We start from the raw sequence: 17,192 nt of genomic DNA, 5'->3' as shown, positions 1-17,192 counted from the left end.
AAGGATATTATTATGGCTAAAGTTAATCGCAGTCGTCGTTTAAGAAAAAAATTACATATTGAAGAGTTTAAAGAGTTAGGTTTTACTGTCAGTTGGTCTTTTGACGAAGGGACGAGTGAAGAAACCATCGATTCTATTGTCGATCAATTTATCATTGAAGCGATACAAGCAAATGGTTTGGCCTACGAAGGCAGTGGGTATTTAAGTTGGCAAGGTATCATTTGTACGCAAAAATTGGGTAATTGTACCGAAGAGAACCGTGACGTTGTCACTAAATGGCTTGAAAACCATGGTTTAAAAAATGTCAAAACTAGTGAATTGATTGATATTTGGTGGGATGAACTAGATTTTTAATCATTTAATTCGATAAATAATAAAATAGCCACTAACGTGGCTATTTTTTATTAATGAAACAATATTATTATTCAATCCCTTGGCTACGCAAGTAATCTTCATAATTACCGGTATAATCAATCACTTTTTCTGGGGTGATTTCGATAATACGAGTTGCAAGTGAGCTAACAAATTCACGGTCATGCGAAACAAAAAATAGCGTTCCTTGATAAAGCTCTAATGCCATATTTAACGATTCAATCGATTCCATATCAAGATGATTGGTTGGTTCGTCCATGACAATGATATTTGGACGTTGCATCATTAATTTACCAAATAGCATACGACCTTTTTCACCGCCAGATAATACTTTAACTTGTTTCTTTATATCATCTTGTGAAAATAGTAAACGCCCTAAAATACTTCGAACCGCTTGTTCATCATCGGTTGGTTGTTTCCATTGACTCATCCAGTCAAATACCGTTAAGTCTTCTTCAAATTCATATTCATGATCTTGGGCATAATAACCAATATTGGCATTTTCTGACCATTTAATATCACCTGATTCAGGTGTTAGTTCGCCCATTAACGTTTTAAGTAAGGTTGATTTACCAATACCATTAGTCCCCAAAATAGCCACTTTTTCACCGACCTCAACCATTAAATTAAGATCTTTAAATAGTGGTCCGTTATCAAATCCTTTGGTGAGATTTTCAACGACAAGTGCATTACGGAATAATTTTTTATCTTGCTCAAAACGGATAAATGGATTTTGCCGACTAGAAGCTTTAACTTCTTCTAATTTAATTTTTTCAATCTGCTTTGCGCGTGATGTCGCTTGTTTTGATTTTGATGCGTTAGCACTAAAGCGACTAACAAACGATTGTAATTCATTAATTTGTGCTTTCTTTTTGGCATTATCGGCTAATAAACGCTCTCTGGCTTGCGTTGATGCCGTCATGTAATCATCGTAATTACCTGGATAGATACGCAATTCACCATAATCCAAGTCTGCCATATGGGTACAAACCATATTGAGAAAATGGCGATCATGCGAAATAATAATCATGGTACTTTCACGTTCATTAAGGGTATCTTCTAACCAACGGATAGTGTCAATATCAAGGTTATTGGTTGGTTCATCTAATAATAAAATATCGGGATTAGAAAACAGTGCTTGTGCTAAAAGGACTCTTAACTTCCAACCTGGTGCTATCTCACTCATTAATCCATAATGTTGTTCAATGGGAATACCAACGCCCAATAATAATTCGCCTGCGCGAGCTTCAGCACTGTAACCATCCATTTCGGCATACTGCGTTTCTAAATCGGCAACTTTAAAACCATCTTCTTCACTCATTTCGGGCAGAGCGTAGATGCGATCACGCTCTTGTTTAATTTGCCACAGTTCAGTATGGCCCATAATGACAGTATCAAGAACCGTGAATGTTTCAAAGGCGAACTGATCTTGACGCAATTTACCTAGTCTTTCATGTGGATCTAAAGCAACATTACCTGAAGTTGGAACTAAATCACCACCAATAATCTTCATAAAAGTCGATTTACCACTACCATTGGCACCAATAAGACCATAGCGATTACCATTACCAAACTTAACAGAAATGTTTTCAAATAAAGGTTTACTGCCAAATTGCATTGTGATGTTATTTGTACTTAACACTTATTTATACTCTCGAATTGTTAAGGCTATTTTGCTCAAAGCCATGTTGTAAAATAGCCAAAATATAATTTGGCGCACATTATGCCATAATTAATCGTTATTGAGGATTATTGTTTAGTGTTTTATATCTCCCTTTTATTGGTTATTTAATGTGGTCAATGATGGTAAACATTTAAGTTTAAATTCTGTTTACATTCAAGGCACGGATTGATACCATGCCTGCCTGATCATTATTACTTTAGATTAATTATGCTATATCTTATTATTGTGACAATTGTCTGGTCGTTTTCTTTCAGTTTTATTGGCATTTATTTAAGTGGACAAGTGGATACTTGGTTTGCTGTGGTAATGCGTGTACTTTTAGCATTTGTTACTTTTATTCCTTTTTTTCGTATCAAAAATATTTTGCCAAAACAGATGGTATCGTTAATGGGGGTTGGCGCATGTCAATTGGGCATTATGTATTTTTTTTATTATAATTCTTTCCAATATATTTCAGTCCCAGAAGTATTACTCTTTACTATTACTACCCCTATTTATGTCACAATTATTTATGATTTATTGCAGCGCCATCGGTTAAGACTGTCGTATTTATTAACGGCTGTTATTGCTGTTATTGGTGCAGCAATAATTCGTTATGATCATATTAGTAGTCAATTTATTATTGGATTTTTATTGATTCAAGGCGCGAATATTGTGTTTGCATTAGGGCAGGTTGGTTATAAACGAATCATGGAACTCTATCCACTGCCGCAACATCACGCTTTTGCGTGGGTCTATTTAGGCGCGATTATAGTTGCAAGTATTGGCTGGTTAATATTTGGCAATTCATCTAAATTGCCGACGAGTAGCATACAATGGTGGATTATTGTATGGCTTGGAGTTGTGGCATCGGGGTTATGCTATTTTTTATGGAATTATGGTGCGACAAAAGTCGATTCTGGCACCTTAGCCATTATGAATAATGTGGTTATACCAACAGGTATTTTAGTGAATGTTGTTATTTGGCATCAATCGATTGATTGGGGCCGTTTTTCACTAGGTAGTGTCGTTATTGTTTTTGCTTTGATTTTGCATCATAAATTCAAAAAATTAGAGGCAAATTAATTTTTTTAAGCAAGCTGTAACATTATGGATAGAATTAACGGTGTTGTCATGGATGATAATGCCGTTGATATCAACAAACTTGAAGCAATTGGACCTTGTAATACAGCAAATTGCCTTGCCATCATATAACAATTGATGGCAATCGACACAGAACTTAATAGCACAACGACTTGTAATTCTAAAGTTGGTAGCCCAATGAGTTTACCTAAAATATAGGTAACAATGGGTAACACCGCTAATTTTAATGTACAGATTGCTGTCGTAATCAAAATATTATCGCGAAGCTTATATTCGGCAAGCCCCATGCCTAATACGATTAGCGAAAGTGGTGCAGTCATATCGCTAACCATTTGGCTTGATTGGTTAATAAATTTTGGCAAAGGAATTCCAGAGTAATTTACAATAAGACCAAAAAAAATGCCGATAATGATAGGGTTTTTTGATACTTTTTTAAACGCTTGCAGTATGCTCTTAAACGATAGTTTACCTATTTGGACAAATTCAATCGATACACTAGCCAATGTCCATAAAATTAATGCATTAAATATAACAATGATGGCAACGATTGGGATAGCACTATCGCCTAACAACATTTTAATAATGGGGATGCCGACAAAAACCGTATTTGTGTAAATGCCGCCCATTGCAAACATCGTACTTTCACTGCCATTTAATTTAAATAATTTAGATGCAATAACGCAACCAATAGCAAACACTATAAATGTACCACCAAAAAAGACTAATAATAGCTTAATATCAATATGCGAGTGCTCAGAAAAATGACTCATTATCTGAAATAGCATAATTGGAAACGCTATATAAAATGTAAATTTGGTTAAGCTATCAGTCACTGTTTTTTGCCATTTACCCAATTTAATGGCTAAGTAACCCAATAAAATTAAAATAAATAGAGGCAGCGTTGCTAAAAATTGTAACCATAAGGTAAAAAGGAATTCCATTTGATCATTCTACATTAAGTTAATGCTTTCGCGTGAAGTACCATTCTAATTCAGTTGAACGTTTGGCATCAAACTGATAGCCTTCCAAATTAAAATTTTTAATATCCTCGCTGTTATCAATGCTATTTTTTATAATAAAGCGACTCATTAATCCACGTGCTTTTTTAGCATAAAAGCTGATCACTTTATATTCATCTTTGCTTTTATCTAAAAAAACGGGTTGAATAATTGTTGCTTTTAATTGTTTTGGTTTGATCGCTTTAAAATATTCATTTGATGCTAAGTTGAGTAACGTTGGTTTTGGTGTTTTAGCTAATTCTTTATTTAGGCTCTCAGTTAATTGTTCACCCCAAAATTGGTAAAGATTGGTATTTTTACCATTTTTTAAGCGAATTCCCATTTCGAGGCGGTAAGGTTGAATTAAATCAAGCGGCCTTAAGATACCGTACAGTCCCGACAAAATTCTTAAATGAGACTGAGCAAATTGTAACTCTTTCTCATTAAAATCCTGAACATGAAGTCCTTCGTAAACATCGCCTTTAAATGCCAAAATAGCTTGCCTTGCATTTTCAAGATTAAAATCACTATGCCAATTTTGAAAACGTTCATAATTAACTTCAGCTAAGTTAGAACTTATAGCCATTAATTTAGACAAATCTTCAACGTTCAATTTTTTACAATCCATAATGAGTTTTTCTGATTGATGTAAAAATTGCGGTAAAGTATTTTGTTTGGTAATAAGTGGACTTTGATAATCAAGTGTTTTTGCAGGGGAGATAACTGTAAGCATATATTCATCACCTATTGAATTTTGTCTGATTTAGGTTTATTTTACACATAATCTTATCAAAGAAGGAGCAATAAGATGAATTTAATTAAAAAAGATATACATGAAATTCGTGCGTGGGCTAGTGTTCGTGAAACTTCAATTGAAATTGCAGAAGCTATTTTTGAATTAGCCAATCACGATGAAAAGTTAGCTGAACAAATTTGGTCAGAAGGGAGTGATGAGGTTTTAAAACTTGCTTTTTCTAAAACTAAAGCAGACAAGCTATTTTGGGGTGAGCAGACTATTGAGCGAAAAAATATTTAATATCTCATCATCAATATCGTTATTCATCAATAAGATTGCATAAATCAATTGATGCTGTACCTTCATTATCAGATATGAACAATATGTTAGGTATGTGATGATAAATAATCAAAAATGAGAATAGTTACGTTAATTGTAGTGTTAACATTGAATTTATCATCCTTTGGTATCTTTGCCTCTACAACTACTGACTTGGCCGATAAAATGATAGCCCAGCTTGACGAGTGTGAGGCTTTTTCACAATCAGATCGATTAGTGTGTTTACAAAAACAGGCTAAACAAAGCCAACTTGCTTTACAGCAGGCGGAGCAAAACGCTTTTAATTTACTTTCAAAATGGGATGACGATGAGCAGTTTACGCTTTTAGCTAAACGCAAATTGACTCTATCTAACGAAGCGTTTGCTCATTATCGTGATGTACATTGCCAATATTTCAAATCTTTAGGCGGTGGTGCAATAACTAATGCACTTGAAATGCGGCGTTTAACTTGTGTAACCAAACTTAATTATCGCCAAGCCGATCACCTTGGTCATGAACTTTCTGATCTGAATTTAAAAAATAAATAAACCAAGGTTACTATAATAAATAGTTGAATAGCCAACAGTTGAGCTATTCTTATATTGAGTACAAAAACAAAAATAATAGATAGATTTTATGAACATAACCTTTTTAGGCACCAGTGCCGGCTCACCAACGGCTGAACGTAATGTTAGTAGTATTATGCTAGATGTTAGGCAAGAACGAGGGCGACTCTGGCTTTTTGATTGTGGTGAAGCCACACAAATGCAGATGCAAAAAGCGAAATTTAGCTTGGCTAAATTGGAGGTGATTTTTTTAACCCACCTGCATGGTGATCATCTGTTTGGCTTACCGGGTGTGTTAACCAGTCGTTCTTTACTGCAGAATCAATCACCTTTAACTTTAATTGCTCCAAAAGGGATCAAGCGATTTATTGAGACAGTAATTGAAGTCAGTCAATCTTGGTTAACTTATCCACTAAATATTATTGAATTAGAAGCGGATGGCACTGTTTTTGACGATCATCGGTTTTGCGTTGAAGCTAAATTATTACAACATCGTGTACCGTGTTTTGGTTATCGAATAATCCAAAAAGATCTACCTGCAACGTTAGATATTGATAAATTACAGCAAGATGGGATTCATATTGGTTCGTTTTACTCATCCTTGAAAGAAGGAAAAACCGTCACGCTTGAAGATGGGCGAGTAATTGATGGGCGTGATTATCAAGGCGATATTCGAAAAGGTAAAAAACTGGCAATTTTAGGTGATACAATACCTTGTGATGCGTCAGTTGAATTGGCTAACGATGTTGATTTGCTGGTGCATGAAGCTACACAGGAAGATGCCTTAAGTGAGAAAGCCCTTGAGCGTGGGCATTCAACTACTGTTCATGCCGCCACAATTGCAAAACAAGCTAACGCTAAACGCCTAATCATAACGCATATTAGCCCTCGTTATAACGCAAAAGATAATCAAAAATTAGTGGAGGAAGCGAAAACAGTATTTACGAATAGTGAGATCGCGACTGATTTTGCCACTTTTCAAGTTTAATCTGGTTTACCGTTATTGCCGGATTGTTCGCTACTGCATCAATTTGGTAATAAAGGGCAATTAGATCTAAAAACCTTAAATATTTGTAAACACTATTTATGTGCCTTGGTTGTTTTATTTTTCTGTTTAAAAATAGAATCATATGTACCAATTTCAATGAAAAATTCGCTACATTGTTGGTAATTTAAGTTATATTTTTAACCGTTAATAGCTTTATTTAATGATAGGCATGAATGTACTTTAATTAAATAATTTAAATTAGCATTCCTAAATTTTTCATCCAAATTACATAATTGTCTGCACTTTTTTCGATATCGTTTTGTGTAATTTTATCTGGGTAGTCTGGCTCATTATTCGCGCCATAAATCGCAAAAAGGGGCTGATAATCAGCTTGAACATAATTCATTGTTAACTCAAATGGTCTTAGAATTTGCTCGAGCGTATATTTATACTGTCCCGATTCGCAGTAGTCAGCTTTTTTTATGCCCGCTGAAACCGCTAATCCTACTTTTTTATTTTTTAATTTATTTCCCGAAGAGCCAAAGGCCCAACCATAAGTCATAACCTCATCGAGCCACTGTTTTAATAATGGCGGGCAATTAAACCAATATATTGGAAATTGAATAACTAAGTTTTGATGATTTTCAATTAAGCTTTGTTCGAAACTCGGATCAATTTTATAAGAGGGATAGTGTGAATAAAGATCATGTAGGGTTATTTGATCATGATATTGATTTAATTTATTAAACCAGCATCGGTTAACCTTTGAAGAAGCTAAATCTGGATGAGCAATAATCACTAAAGTCTGTTTCATTGTAAATATCTCTTATCTATTTATAATTGAGCCATAATAGTCTTGATACCATTATTTTTAAAGTACGGTAATTACAGTTATGTACTATCGTTAGGGAGAGTGTAAGCATGGAAAATCATCATTGTGCCAAGGATCATTTTGAGAATAGTGGATTTAATTACACACTTTCAATGATTCGAGGCAAGTACAAGATTGTTATTCTTTATTGGTTAAACGAAAATCAACCATCAATGCGATTTAATGAACTTAAACGAAGTATTAATGACATTTCATTTAAAACGCTAAGTAATACTTTAAAAGAGATGGAAAGGGATAAATTGATTTTCAGAAAAGAATATCCGCAAATTCCTCCTAAAGTCGAATATGGGTTATTAGAACGAGGCAAGTCTTTGGTACCGATTTTAGATATGCTTTGCCAATGGGGAAATAACCATAAAAATGACACATTAACATAATTCAAGATAACTTTATTCGCCGACGGAGTCGGCGTGTTTCTATGGTTAGATGCAAAAATCTTTAATCAAATTTTCAATCGTTACTTTTGTTGGTTTTATAAAGTCCATTGAAATAAACTCGTCTGGTTGATGAGCTTGTTCAATCGAGCCAGGACCTAAAACTATGGTTGGCGCAATTTGATTTAAATAAGGCGCTTCAGTACTGTAATTGACAGTTTGTGCTTGATGACCCACTAAATTTTCAATGTGCTGCAATGCAGGGTGATCTTTTTTACATTCATACCCCGGAATTGGCGCAACTTCGTATTCAATTGAAAGCCTATTGGGATATTTATCCATTACGGGTTGTAATGCTTCACATAGCGCATTATATAATGTGTCAACATCATTATCTGGTAATACCCGAATATCAATAATTAATTCACAACAACCACAAATGCGATTAGCCGCATCACCGCCATGAATCACACCTAAATTCAAGGTAGGATAGGGCACACTAAAGCCATCATTATGATATTGTTCTTTGAATTTTTGTTTAAGGATTAATAGACGTTCAATAGCTAAATGCATTACTTCAATTGCATTAATGCCTTTGTCCGGATCGCTTGAGTGCCCAGACTTACCAATAACTTTAATTGAATTGGATAAAAAACCTTTGTGAGCTCGGATAGGAATTAATGATGTGGGTTCGCCAATAATTGTGCAATCAGGTTTTAATTGAGTTTGTTTAGCAAAAAATGAAGCACCAGCCATTGAGGTTTCTTCATCTGCGGTGGCTAGTACATAAATTGGTTTGGTGAGTTTTTTTAGATCAATATCTCGCAAAGCATCGAGAATGAAAGCAAAAAATCCTTTCATATCAGCGGTACCAAGTCCATATAACTTATTATTTTCTTCAGTTAATTTGAATGGATCTTTTGTCCATTGCCCATCATCAAATGGCACTGTATCACTATGACCACTTAATAATAAGCCACCTTGAGTTTTATTGTTACTATTTGAATACGTTGCGAGCATATTAAACTTATGACGCGTATTTGGGACAGCTTGAATTTCGATAGTAAATCCAAGCTCTTCAAACCAATTGGCTAATTTATCTATGAGTGGTTTATTGGAATAATCTAATTTAGCATTGGTTACATTACTAATGGTTGGAGTCGAAATAAGTTCGTTATAAAGTGTTAAAAAAGAAGGAAGTGTCATAAAAATCACCTTGTGAAAAAAATCTTAATGTCGAATAATCGTTCTCGCAAGCATACCACTTACATTATCATTTTCCTATATACAACTAAATGGTTTCATTAATTATTTTATAAGATGAAATTCAATTTTATAAAGTTTTAGTCAGATAATATTAAACGTTATAGTCGATAACGTGCTTTGATACAAAAATAGTTAATTTGTAGATAGAGGATTAATACATTATTTGAAATAAATTAGATAAATCCATGGCATAGATAATAAATACGTATTTATCAAAAAGGGTTAATTTACCAATAATTGATTAATAAGCTTTCTGAATTGAAGTACACTTTTCTTTATGATTACTCATGTTTTTTAAACATCCTTGATGTTTTAAATTAAATTTTTTAGCTTTTACTGCCTTTGTTTTTATAGTTGATTTTATTTATAAAAAACATCTGATATTATTTAACCCATGTCGATGCATTATGCATATAAAACACACATTAACGTTATGAAATTTATAATATAAATAATCAGTTTAAAATGGGATGTAGGTCATGAAACAAATAAGTAAGAAATGGGGTCTTATTGTTGTTGTCGTTGTTATTGGTGGTGGTATCTTGTGGCAACAATTAAAAACTGATGGATTTGGTCCAGATTTTGTAAGTGGCAATGGTCGTATAGAGGCGACAGAAATTAATATTTCAACAAAGCTTGCTGGCAGAATCGAGAAAATTAGTGTTAATGAAGGTGATTTTGTTAAAGCAGGCCAACCATTAGTTATTATGCAAACCAATACCTTGCAAGCTCAATTGAACGAAGCACAAGCTCAATATCGACAGGCCATAAGTAATGAAGCAAGTTCCAAAGCCCAAGTCTCACTAAAAATGAGTGACAAAGTCGCTGCTCAAGCTGATGTGAATCAACGGGAAAGTGATCTCGATATTGCTCAAAAGCATTTACAACGAACAACAACTCTTTACCAAAAAGGGGCATTATCTATCCAACAATTTGATGACGATACCGCAAAAGTGAATAGTGCAAAAGCGGCGTTAGATTCTGCAAAATCCCAAGTGACAGCCGCTGATGCTGCTATTGAGGTTGCTCAAGCAGGTGTGGATAGTTCTCATTCAGCGATTAATGTTGCTAGTGCTAATATTACAAAAATTCAAGCAGATATAGATGATAGTACATTAACCGCCCCTGTTGATGGGAGAATTCAATATCGTATAGCACAAGTTAGTGAAGTATTGCCTGCCGGTGGAAAGGTTTTGAATCTGGTTAATTTATCCGATGTTTACTTAACTTTCTTTTTACCCGAAACCATAGCTGGAAAAGTAGCGATTGGTGATGAAGTTAGATTAGTCTTAGATGCGCTTCCAGATGTTGCGATTTCGGCTAAAGTTTCATTTGTCTCTAGTGTGGCACAATTTACCCCTAAAACTGTTGAAACCAAAGATGAGCGTCAAAAATTAATGTTCAGGGTTAAAGCTCAACTAAGCCCAGAATTATTACAATGTTATCTTACTCAAGTTAAAACTGGTGTGCCTGGCGTTGCTTGGGTACGGATCGATCCTAAAACTCCGTGGCCAGCTAAGTTATCTGATGTTGCTAAATGTCCAACTAAATAATTGGAGATAGCTCATGTCAGAATCAGACAATAAAGATTTATCTATCGCTCATAATGTTAAATCGATAGATGACGCAGTGGTAACCGTTTCAAATGTGACGTTGCATTATAAAAAAACCTGTGCTTTGAATAATGTGAGTTTACAAATTCCACCAAAGTGCATGGTAGGATTGATTGGACCTGATGGGGTAGGTAAATCAAGTTTATTGTCACTTATTGCTGGTGCACATGTTATTCAAGAAGGGTTGGTGTATGTTTTAGATGGTGATATGCACGATAAATCACATCGCAATAAAGTTTGTACCCGTATTGCTTACATGCCTCAAGGTTTAGGTAAAAATTTATATCCAACATTATCCGTTGAAGAAAATTTACAATTTTTTGCTCGGCTTTTTGGTAATGATGCGGCCGAACGGCGACGTCGCATTGATGAATTAACGCATAGCACAGGACTTTATCCATTTTTATCCAGACCTGCCGGTCGTTTATCCGGTGGGATGAAACAAAAAGTTAGTTTATGTTCTGCTTTAATTCATGATCCTGATTTATTAATTCTTGATGAGCCTACAACAGGGGTCGATCCGCTTTCACGTGCTCAATTTTGGCAACTGATTAACAAAATTCGTTCGCAAAGGCCACAAATGAGCGTGATTGTAGCTACTGCTTACATGGATGAGGCGCAAAATTTTGATTGGTTAGTTGCTATGTATGGCGGAAAAATCCTTGAAACTGGAACGCCTCAATCGCTATTAAACCAAACTGGAAAAGATAATTTAGATGATGCTTTCATCCAATTAATGCCAGAAGATGCAAAACAAGGTTATCAACCCGTCGAAATTCCACCCTTAGATCTTTCAAAAGATTTACAAGTAGCCATCGAAGCAAAAGATTTAACTAAACAATTCGGTGATTTTATCGCTGTTGATCATGTTAATTTTTCAATTAAACAAGGGGAAATTTTTGGCTTTTTAGGATCTAATGGTTGTGGCAAATCAACAACCATGAAAATGCTTACTGGTTTATTACCGATTTCGTCAGGGCAAGCATGGTTATTTGGTAAGCCAGTTGATGCCAGTGATATTAATGTCAGGCGCCACTTAGGTTATATGTCACAAGCTTTTTCATTGTATAGTGAATTGACGGTTGAACAGAATCTTGTGTTGCACGCTCGCCTATTTGGTATCACAGAAAGCAAAATACCAGAACGCGTTGAACAATTAGTTAAACGTTTTGGACTTGAACAACATAGGCAAAGTTTACCTGATAGTTTACCTTTAGGCGTTAAACAGCGGTTATCACTCTCTGTTGCTGTTGTGCATAATCCTGAAATTCTTATTCTCGATGAACCCACTTCAGGTGTCGATCCTATAGCCCGTGATGACTTTTGGCGTTTAATTATTGAATTATCAAGACAAGATAAAGTTACTGTCTTTATTACTACCCATTTTATGAACGAAGCAGCAAGGTGCGATAGAATATCGTTAATGCATGCTGGTAAAGTATTAGCAAGTGACACGCCAGATAATATTATTGCGTCAAAAAAAGCTAAAACACTAGAAGAAGCTTTTATTGATTATTTAGTTGAAGCAGGTGCGGATGATAGTCATTCCGATGAAAATTCAGCAACGAATGCTAAAACGGTTACTAATGATCAAGATCATACTCAAGAGCAGCATCACCTTCGAGGCTTCAGCTTTACTCGCATGATTGGTTGCTTATGGCGTGAAACTTTAGAATTATCACGTGATCCACTTCGCGCATTATTAGCCTTGTTAGGATCAGCGATCTTAATGCTCGTGATGGGATATGGAATAACGATGGATGTTGAGGATTTACGCTTTGCAGTATTAGATCGTGATCAGAGTGAGCTTAGTCAAAATTACACGCTTAATTTGTCAGGATCTAAACGCTATTTTATAGAACAGCCTCCTTTAACTGACTATAATGATATGGATGCAAGATTACGCAGCAATGAGATAGCGCTAGCTATTGAAATTCCACCAAATTTTGGTCGAGATGTGCAACGTGGTGATCCGGTTGATATTGCTATATGGATTGATGGTGCTATGCCAATGCGAGCTGATACCATTAAAGGCTATGTTCAAGGTATGCACCTTGCTTGGTTAAGTGAAAAAAACAAAGAAAGCTCCAGTTCACAATCATCCAGCTTAGCTAATATTGAAACTCGATATCGCTATAATCCCGATATTAAAAGCTTACCATCGATGGTACCAGCCGTTATTCCAATTTTATTGCTAATGATTCCTTCTATGTTGGCGGCATTATCTGTCGTTCGTGAAAAAGAGATGGGCTCAATCATTAATTTATATGTCACGCCGGTAACACGGGCTGAGTTCTTATTAGGTAAACAAGTTCCTTATATTATTATTTCTATGTTTAGCTTTCTATTGCTATTGATTATGGCAATTACAATATTTGGGGTGCCAATTAAAGGTAGTTTGTTTACTCTATGTTTAGCTGCTTTTGCTTATTGTATTATTTCTACAGGATTTGGATTGTTAGCATCAACCATAACACGCAGTCAAATTGCCGTTATCTTCTTGACTTGTGTTGGAACCATGCTACCTGCTATACAGTTTTCTGGATTGTTAAATCCCGTCGCCTCGTTAGAAGGGAGTGGTCGATATATTGGTGAAGTTTACCCTACAACCCATATGCTAATTATTGCGCGTGGGATATTCAATAAAGCATTAAATTTTGTTGATTTGCATAACTCTATTTTGGCTTTATTAATTACCATACCAATAGTGCTTGGTGCTAGTATTTTTCTGCTTAAAAAGCAGGAGGGGTAGATCTTATGCAAACGTTAATCAACATTTATCGTCTAGGTATAAAAGAGCTATGGGGATTATTACGCGATCCTATTATGCTCTTATTAATAGCCTACTGTTTTACCTTTGATATTTATATTGCTGCAACTGCGACTTCAGATTCCTTACATCATGCGTCAATTGCGATTGTTGACGAAGATGACTCGCCCTTGTCCAGGCAAATTACTGCGGCGTTTTATCCACCTATGTTTAATAATCCTGTTAAATTATATTCAATGAAGGATGTGGATCGGGGTATGGATACGGATAATTATACCTTTGCATTAAATATTCCGCCTAATTTTCAACGAGATGTACTTAATAACCAAAATCCAGAAATACAACTTAATATTGATGCAACGCGAATGGGACAAGCTTTTGTTGGTAATGGTTATATAACACAAATTATTACAGGTGAAATTACTGAATATGTGAATCGTTATAGCAAAGCGACAAATCTACCCGTTAACATTCAAGTGCATACCGCTTTTAACCCAAACTTAACCCGATCATGGTTTGGTTCTGTTATGGAAATCATTAATATAGTCACTACGTTATCGATTATTTTAACGGGGGCAGCTTTAATGCGAGAAAGGGAACATGGCACCATTGATCATCTTCTTTCTATGCCTGTCACACCATTTGAAATTATGCTTTCTAAAATTTGGTCAATGGGATTAGTTGTGCTGGTTTCAACTTGGGTCGCTTTATTATTGGTTGTACATAGTTGGTTAAGTGTACCTATAGCAGGTTCAATCAGCTTGTTTCTTATTGGTGCTGCTTTACATTTATTTGTGACAACGTCACTTGGTATCTTCATGGCAACAGTAGCAAAATCAACAGCTCAATTTGCGATGTTGCTTATCTTAATTTTGTTACCATTACAAATGTTATCAGGCGGAAGCACTCCTCGAGAAAGTATGCCAGAGATTGTTCAAAATATTATGATGATTGCGCCAACTACTCATTTTGTTGAGTTAGGACAAGCTATATTATATCGTGGGGCTGGTCTAAGTGTGGTGTGGACTTCTTTCGCGTGGTTATTAGCTATTGGTAGTGTGTTTTTTATCATCTCCCTCAAGCGTTTTCGAAAATCAATTGTCAATATGGGATCGTAATTACATATTTTATACCCCAGTTTCTGGGGTTAATAACATAAACCCATTGATTACCTTAACATTTCACATTGTGATTATTCAAAAAATTACTATTATTGAAATATATAAATGCAATTAAACTTTCTTTACCAAATTGTGTTTCATCTTTTTATTACTGTTATGCTATTTTAAAAAAATAGCTAGTCCAGCTCGTATTTATTAATACATTAATTTCTTCAAATAAATTAATGTATTATCTATGGATTTAACTTGTGTAAGGGTGTTTTTTATGGTATTATATAGTGGTAAAGCAGGCAGCAGGCAGCAGGCAGCAGGCAGCAGGCAGCAGGCAGCAGGCAGCAGGCAGCAGGCAGCAGGCAGCAGGCAGCAGGCATACATTTGTTGTATAACAAACAGTCTGTCATTGAAAAAGGCTATTGTTGTAAATTATTTTATTCTTTTCTTAAAAATCTTGATCAAAAATTAATACGCTTACTTTATCGTCTTATCGTCTTATTGTCCATCTCTTTTGTCACAAAATTAAATTTTGTTTTAAGGTATTTTTACTGTTAGTCATGACATTAATGTTTAGTCAGTTAAGTTATGCGCTAACTTCAAAAACGGTACAAATAATTCAAGGTAATAAACCCTATCTAGATTTAGATGATTTGTTTAGTTTCAAAGCACCGATAACTAAACAAGGCGTTATTAATATCACGCCTTCAAAATCAAACGAAATACTTTGGGTATCGGCCAATACTAAATTTAATCAGGTCGAAACGAAAGTCATTGCTGACGGGGTGGCAAAAAATATTTCTACCATAGAAGGATTACATTATGGTGATATCGATGGTGATGAATTTACATCAATAAAAGATGTTAATGAAAAACCACCCGTCTTGGGAAAGCTGACAGCTATTTGGAGTTATAAAGATTATGATGGTACGACTAAAACAGTGACCGCAGATCAATTAAATAGCATTATGGATTCATGTCTAAGCCCTTATACTTTAACCATTAGTTCTAATAATATTAGCGTTCAAACAAAATATGGCATTCCCTATATTAATGACTATGGCAGTTTCAGCAAAATCTATACAATAAAAGTTGATGAACAACAAATCTGCCATATTAAACCAGGTAGTTTGAGATTTTTTGACTCTTCACGACGAGATCAATATAACACATGTAATTCAACCAATTGTAAATTTGCCAATGGTTATAATCCAGCGGTTTTTCAACCTTATCGCGGTTACTCTCCTACAGCATCAAAAAAATTTCCAACAACAGGATTCAACTACGCAAATTTCACACTCAAAATGAGTAATGCACAGACTGATTATAGTTTTTCTTCAAGTAATCCATCTTTAGCGCCAATTACGAGTGAGGGGGTTGTTACACTTAGATCTGACAATCGTCCTACTATTCCATTTACCATAACATTAACCGCTAGAACAAAAGTTGGTGCACCGCTCGAACAAAGAACATTTAGCTATACGTTTACAGTGAATAAATGGGCTCGCCCACTTCCGAGTACACAGTATAAAATGTCAGATACCATGAGCTCGGGCGATAATATATTTCCTGCTGCCAATGCTTGTTCAGGAAAACCAAATGGATTAGGTGTTATTAGTGCCTCTGTTGCAGCGAGTTATTTCTATCCAGTTACAGATTTAACCAATGTACCTAGTGCTAAATACGCTGTCACAGGACATGGAACAGGTTCCTTACCTGCATGGATTAAAAATAACGAAGAACGTTTATCAAGAGATATTGATGGTACGTTTGCTGGAGAGTGGGGCGAGTTATATAAAGCTTATCCTAATAGTAACTTTGATACCTCAACAGGTTGTACTTGGACTAATCAAGTATACATGGACAAAATGATGTTTAGTACTGATATTGAAACAGGAGCCATAGGTTATAACTTATTACAGTTAGCACAGGGATGTACACCGATTTGTCGATAAAAATATTGTGAAACTATATACTTAGTTCCTATTTTATAGGAGCTAAGTTGTAATGGTTAGTTAGGTGTATTTTTAGATGCCTCATTAGTTGCAAGTTAGCTACTATATAGGTTTAAAGCAAGAGACTTACACCTATATAGTCTCTTTATTGGAACGACTATTTTGTGTACAAACTTAAACATCGCTACATAGTTGTATGAATTAGTAATATTAGATGCGATTTTAATTAGATTTGAAATATTGACTTTCAAAACATGAATAACACAATTGAATGATTGTTCTATTAACAACATCTGCATCTTAATATTTACCATCTAATCATGGTGATAATTTGCAGTGATTTGATTTTTCGACGCTAAAGCCTTTAAAAAGGTCGGTTCTGATTGATTAAGCAATTCACTATCTAGTCTGTGTTTTATATCTATTAGCAACAAAATTTAAGCAAACGTAAACCGTTTATTTAT

The 17,192-nt window shown here is 35.0% G+C and carries 16 protein-coding genes; 11 read left to right on the top strand and 5 right to left on the bottom strand.

Annotation, left to right across the window (positions count from 1 at the left end; all coding sequences use genetic code 11):
- Positions 1 to 12 precede the first annotated feature (12 nt).
- Entirely contained in the window at positions 13 to 354 is a 342-nt protein-coding gene (locus J3U57_RS07430; protein WP_267344092.1) for a YggL family protein, read from the top strand.
- Between the two features lie 67 nt (positions 355 to 421).
- Here the strand turns inward: J3U57_RS07430 and J3U57_RS07425 are convergent, their stop codons facing one another.
- On the bottom strand, positions 422 to 2,014 hold the full coding sequence (locus J3U57_RS07425) for an ABC-F family ATPase (RefSeq protein ID WP_267332873.1): 1,593 nt from the start codon (positions 2,012 to 2,014) through the stop codon (positions 422 to 424).
- 249 nt (positions 2,015 to 2,263) lie between these two features.
- Here J3U57_RS07425 and J3U57_RS07420 point away from each other — a divergent pair, with 249 nt between their 5' ends.
- Positions 2,264 to 3,121, top strand: a complete 858-nt coding sequence (locus tag J3U57_RS07420) for a carboxylate/amino acid/amine transporter (protein ID WP_267332872.1) — start codon at positions 2,264 to 2,266, stop codon at positions 3,119 to 3,121.
- Positions 3,122 to 3,126: 5 nt separating this feature from the next.
- Here J3U57_RS07420 and J3U57_RS07415 read toward each other — a convergent pair whose 3' ends face one another.
- Both J3U57_RS07415 and yaaA read right to left on the bottom strand, forming a co-directional pair.
- Entirely contained in the window at positions 3,127 to 4,080 is a 954-nt protein-coding gene (locus J3U57_RS07415) for an AEC family transporter (protein ID WP_267344093.1), read from the bottom strand.
- Positions 4,081 to 4,099: 19 nt separating this feature from the next.
- Positions 4,100 to 4,870, bottom strand: a complete 771-nt coding sequence (gene yaaA / locus J3U57_RS07410; protein ID WP_267332870.1) for a peroxide stress protein YaaA — start codon at positions 4,868 to 4,870, stop codon at positions 4,100 to 4,102.
- Between the two features lie 75 nt (positions 4,871 to 4,945).
- Between yaaA and J3U57_RS07405 the strand changes: the two genes are divergently transcribed.
- The 3 genes from J3U57_RS07405 to rnz all read left to right on the top strand — a co-directional run bounded on the left by J3U57_RS07405 (position 4,946) and on the right by rnz (position 6,746).
- On the top strand, positions 4,946 to 5,173 hold the full coding sequence (locus J3U57_RS07405; protein ID WP_065633582.1) for a YccJ family protein: 228 nt from the start codon (positions 4,946 to 4,948) through the stop codon (positions 5,171 to 5,173).
- Between the two features lie 147 nt (positions 5,174 to 5,320).
- Positions 5,321 to 5,740 (top strand): lysozyme inhibitor LprI family protein, encoded by a 420-nt coding sequence (locus tag J3U57_RS07400; protein ID WP_267344094.1) that lies wholly within the window; start codon positions 5,321 to 5,323, stop codon positions 5,738 to 5,740.
- Positions 5,741 to 5,828: 88 nt separating this feature from the next.
- Positions 5,829 to 6,746: a ribonuclease Z gene (gene rnz, locus J3U57_RS07395; RefSeq protein WP_267344095.1), complete on the top strand. Its 918-nt coding sequence runs from the start codon at positions 5,829 to 5,831 to the stop codon at positions 6,744 to 6,746.
- Positions 6,747 to 6,999: 253 nt separating this feature from the next.
- Here rnz and J3U57_RS07390 read toward each other — a convergent pair whose 3' ends face one another.
- A complete protein-coding gene (locus J3U57_RS07390; protein WP_267344096.1) occupies positions 7,000 to 7,560 on the bottom strand; it encodes an NAD(P)H-dependent oxidoreductase in 561 nt (186 codons plus the stop codon).
- A gap of 107 nt (positions 7,561 to 7,667) precedes the next feature.
- Between J3U57_RS07390 and J3U57_RS07385 the strand changes: the two genes are divergently transcribed.
- The gene (locus J3U57_RS07385) at positions 7,668 to 8,015 is read left to right on the top strand and encodes a winged helix-turn-helix transcriptional regulator (RefSeq protein ID WP_267344097.1); all 348 of its coding nucleotides are present in this window, start codon (positions 7,668 to 7,670) and stop codon (positions 8,013 to 8,015) included.
- Between the two features lie 45 nt (positions 8,016 to 8,060).
- Here the strand turns inward: J3U57_RS07385 and argE are convergent, their stop codons facing one another.
- A complete protein-coding gene (gene argE / locus J3U57_RS07380) occupies positions 8,061 to 9,224 on the bottom strand; it encodes an acetylornithine deacetylase (RefSeq protein WP_267344164.1) in 1,164 nt (387 codons plus the stop codon).
- A gap of 533 nt (positions 9,225 to 9,757) precedes the next feature.
- Here argE and J3U57_RS07375 point away from each other — a divergent pair.
- The 5 genes from J3U57_RS07375 (at position 9,758) to J3U57_RS07355 (ending at position 16,728) form a co-directional block, all read left to right on the top strand.
- Complete coding sequence (locus J3U57_RS07375) at positions 9,758 to 10,831, top strand: HlyD family secretion protein (RefSeq protein WP_267344098.1); 1,074 nt, start codon at positions 9,758 to 9,760, stop codon at positions 10,829 to 10,831.
- A 13-nt stretch (positions 10,832 to 10,844) separates the two neighbouring features.
- Entirely contained in the window at positions 10,845 to 13,643 is a 2,799-nt protein-coding gene (gene rbbA / locus J3U57_RS07370) for a ribosome-associated ATPase/putative transporter RbbA (protein ID WP_267344099.1), read from the top strand.
- Between the two features lie 5 nt (positions 13,644 to 13,648).
- The gene (locus J3U57_RS07365; protein ID WP_267332863.1) at positions 13,649 to 14,779 is read left to right on the top strand and encodes an ABC transporter permease; all 1,131 of its coding nucleotides are present in this window, start codon (positions 13,649 to 13,651) and stop codon (positions 14,777 to 14,779) included.
- A gap of 268 nt (positions 14,780 to 15,047) precedes the next feature.
- Positions 15,048 to 15,245 carry a hypothetical protein gene (locus tag J3U57_RS07360; protein ID WP_267344100.1) on the top strand — a complete coding sequence of 66 codons (198 nt, stop codon included), beginning with the start codon at positions 15,048 to 15,050 and terminating at the stop codon, positions 15,243 to 15,245.
- 88 nt (positions 15,246 to 15,333) lie between these two features.
- A complete protein-coding gene (locus tag J3U57_RS07355; RefSeq protein WP_267332862.1) occupies positions 15,334 to 16,728 on the top strand; it encodes a hypothetical protein in 1,395 nt (464 codons plus the stop codon).
- Positions 16,729 to 17,192 lie beyond the last annotated feature (464 nt).

Origin of the sequence: Gilliamella sp. B3464, assembly GCF_026536145.1 — a bacterium.
Taxonomy (GTDB): Bacteria; Pseudomonadota; Gammaproteobacteria; order Enterobacterales; family Orbaceae; genus Gilliamella.
The sequence above is the reverse complement of the archived record's forward strand: the minus strand, read 5'-3'. Positions and strand labels throughout refer to the sequence as shown.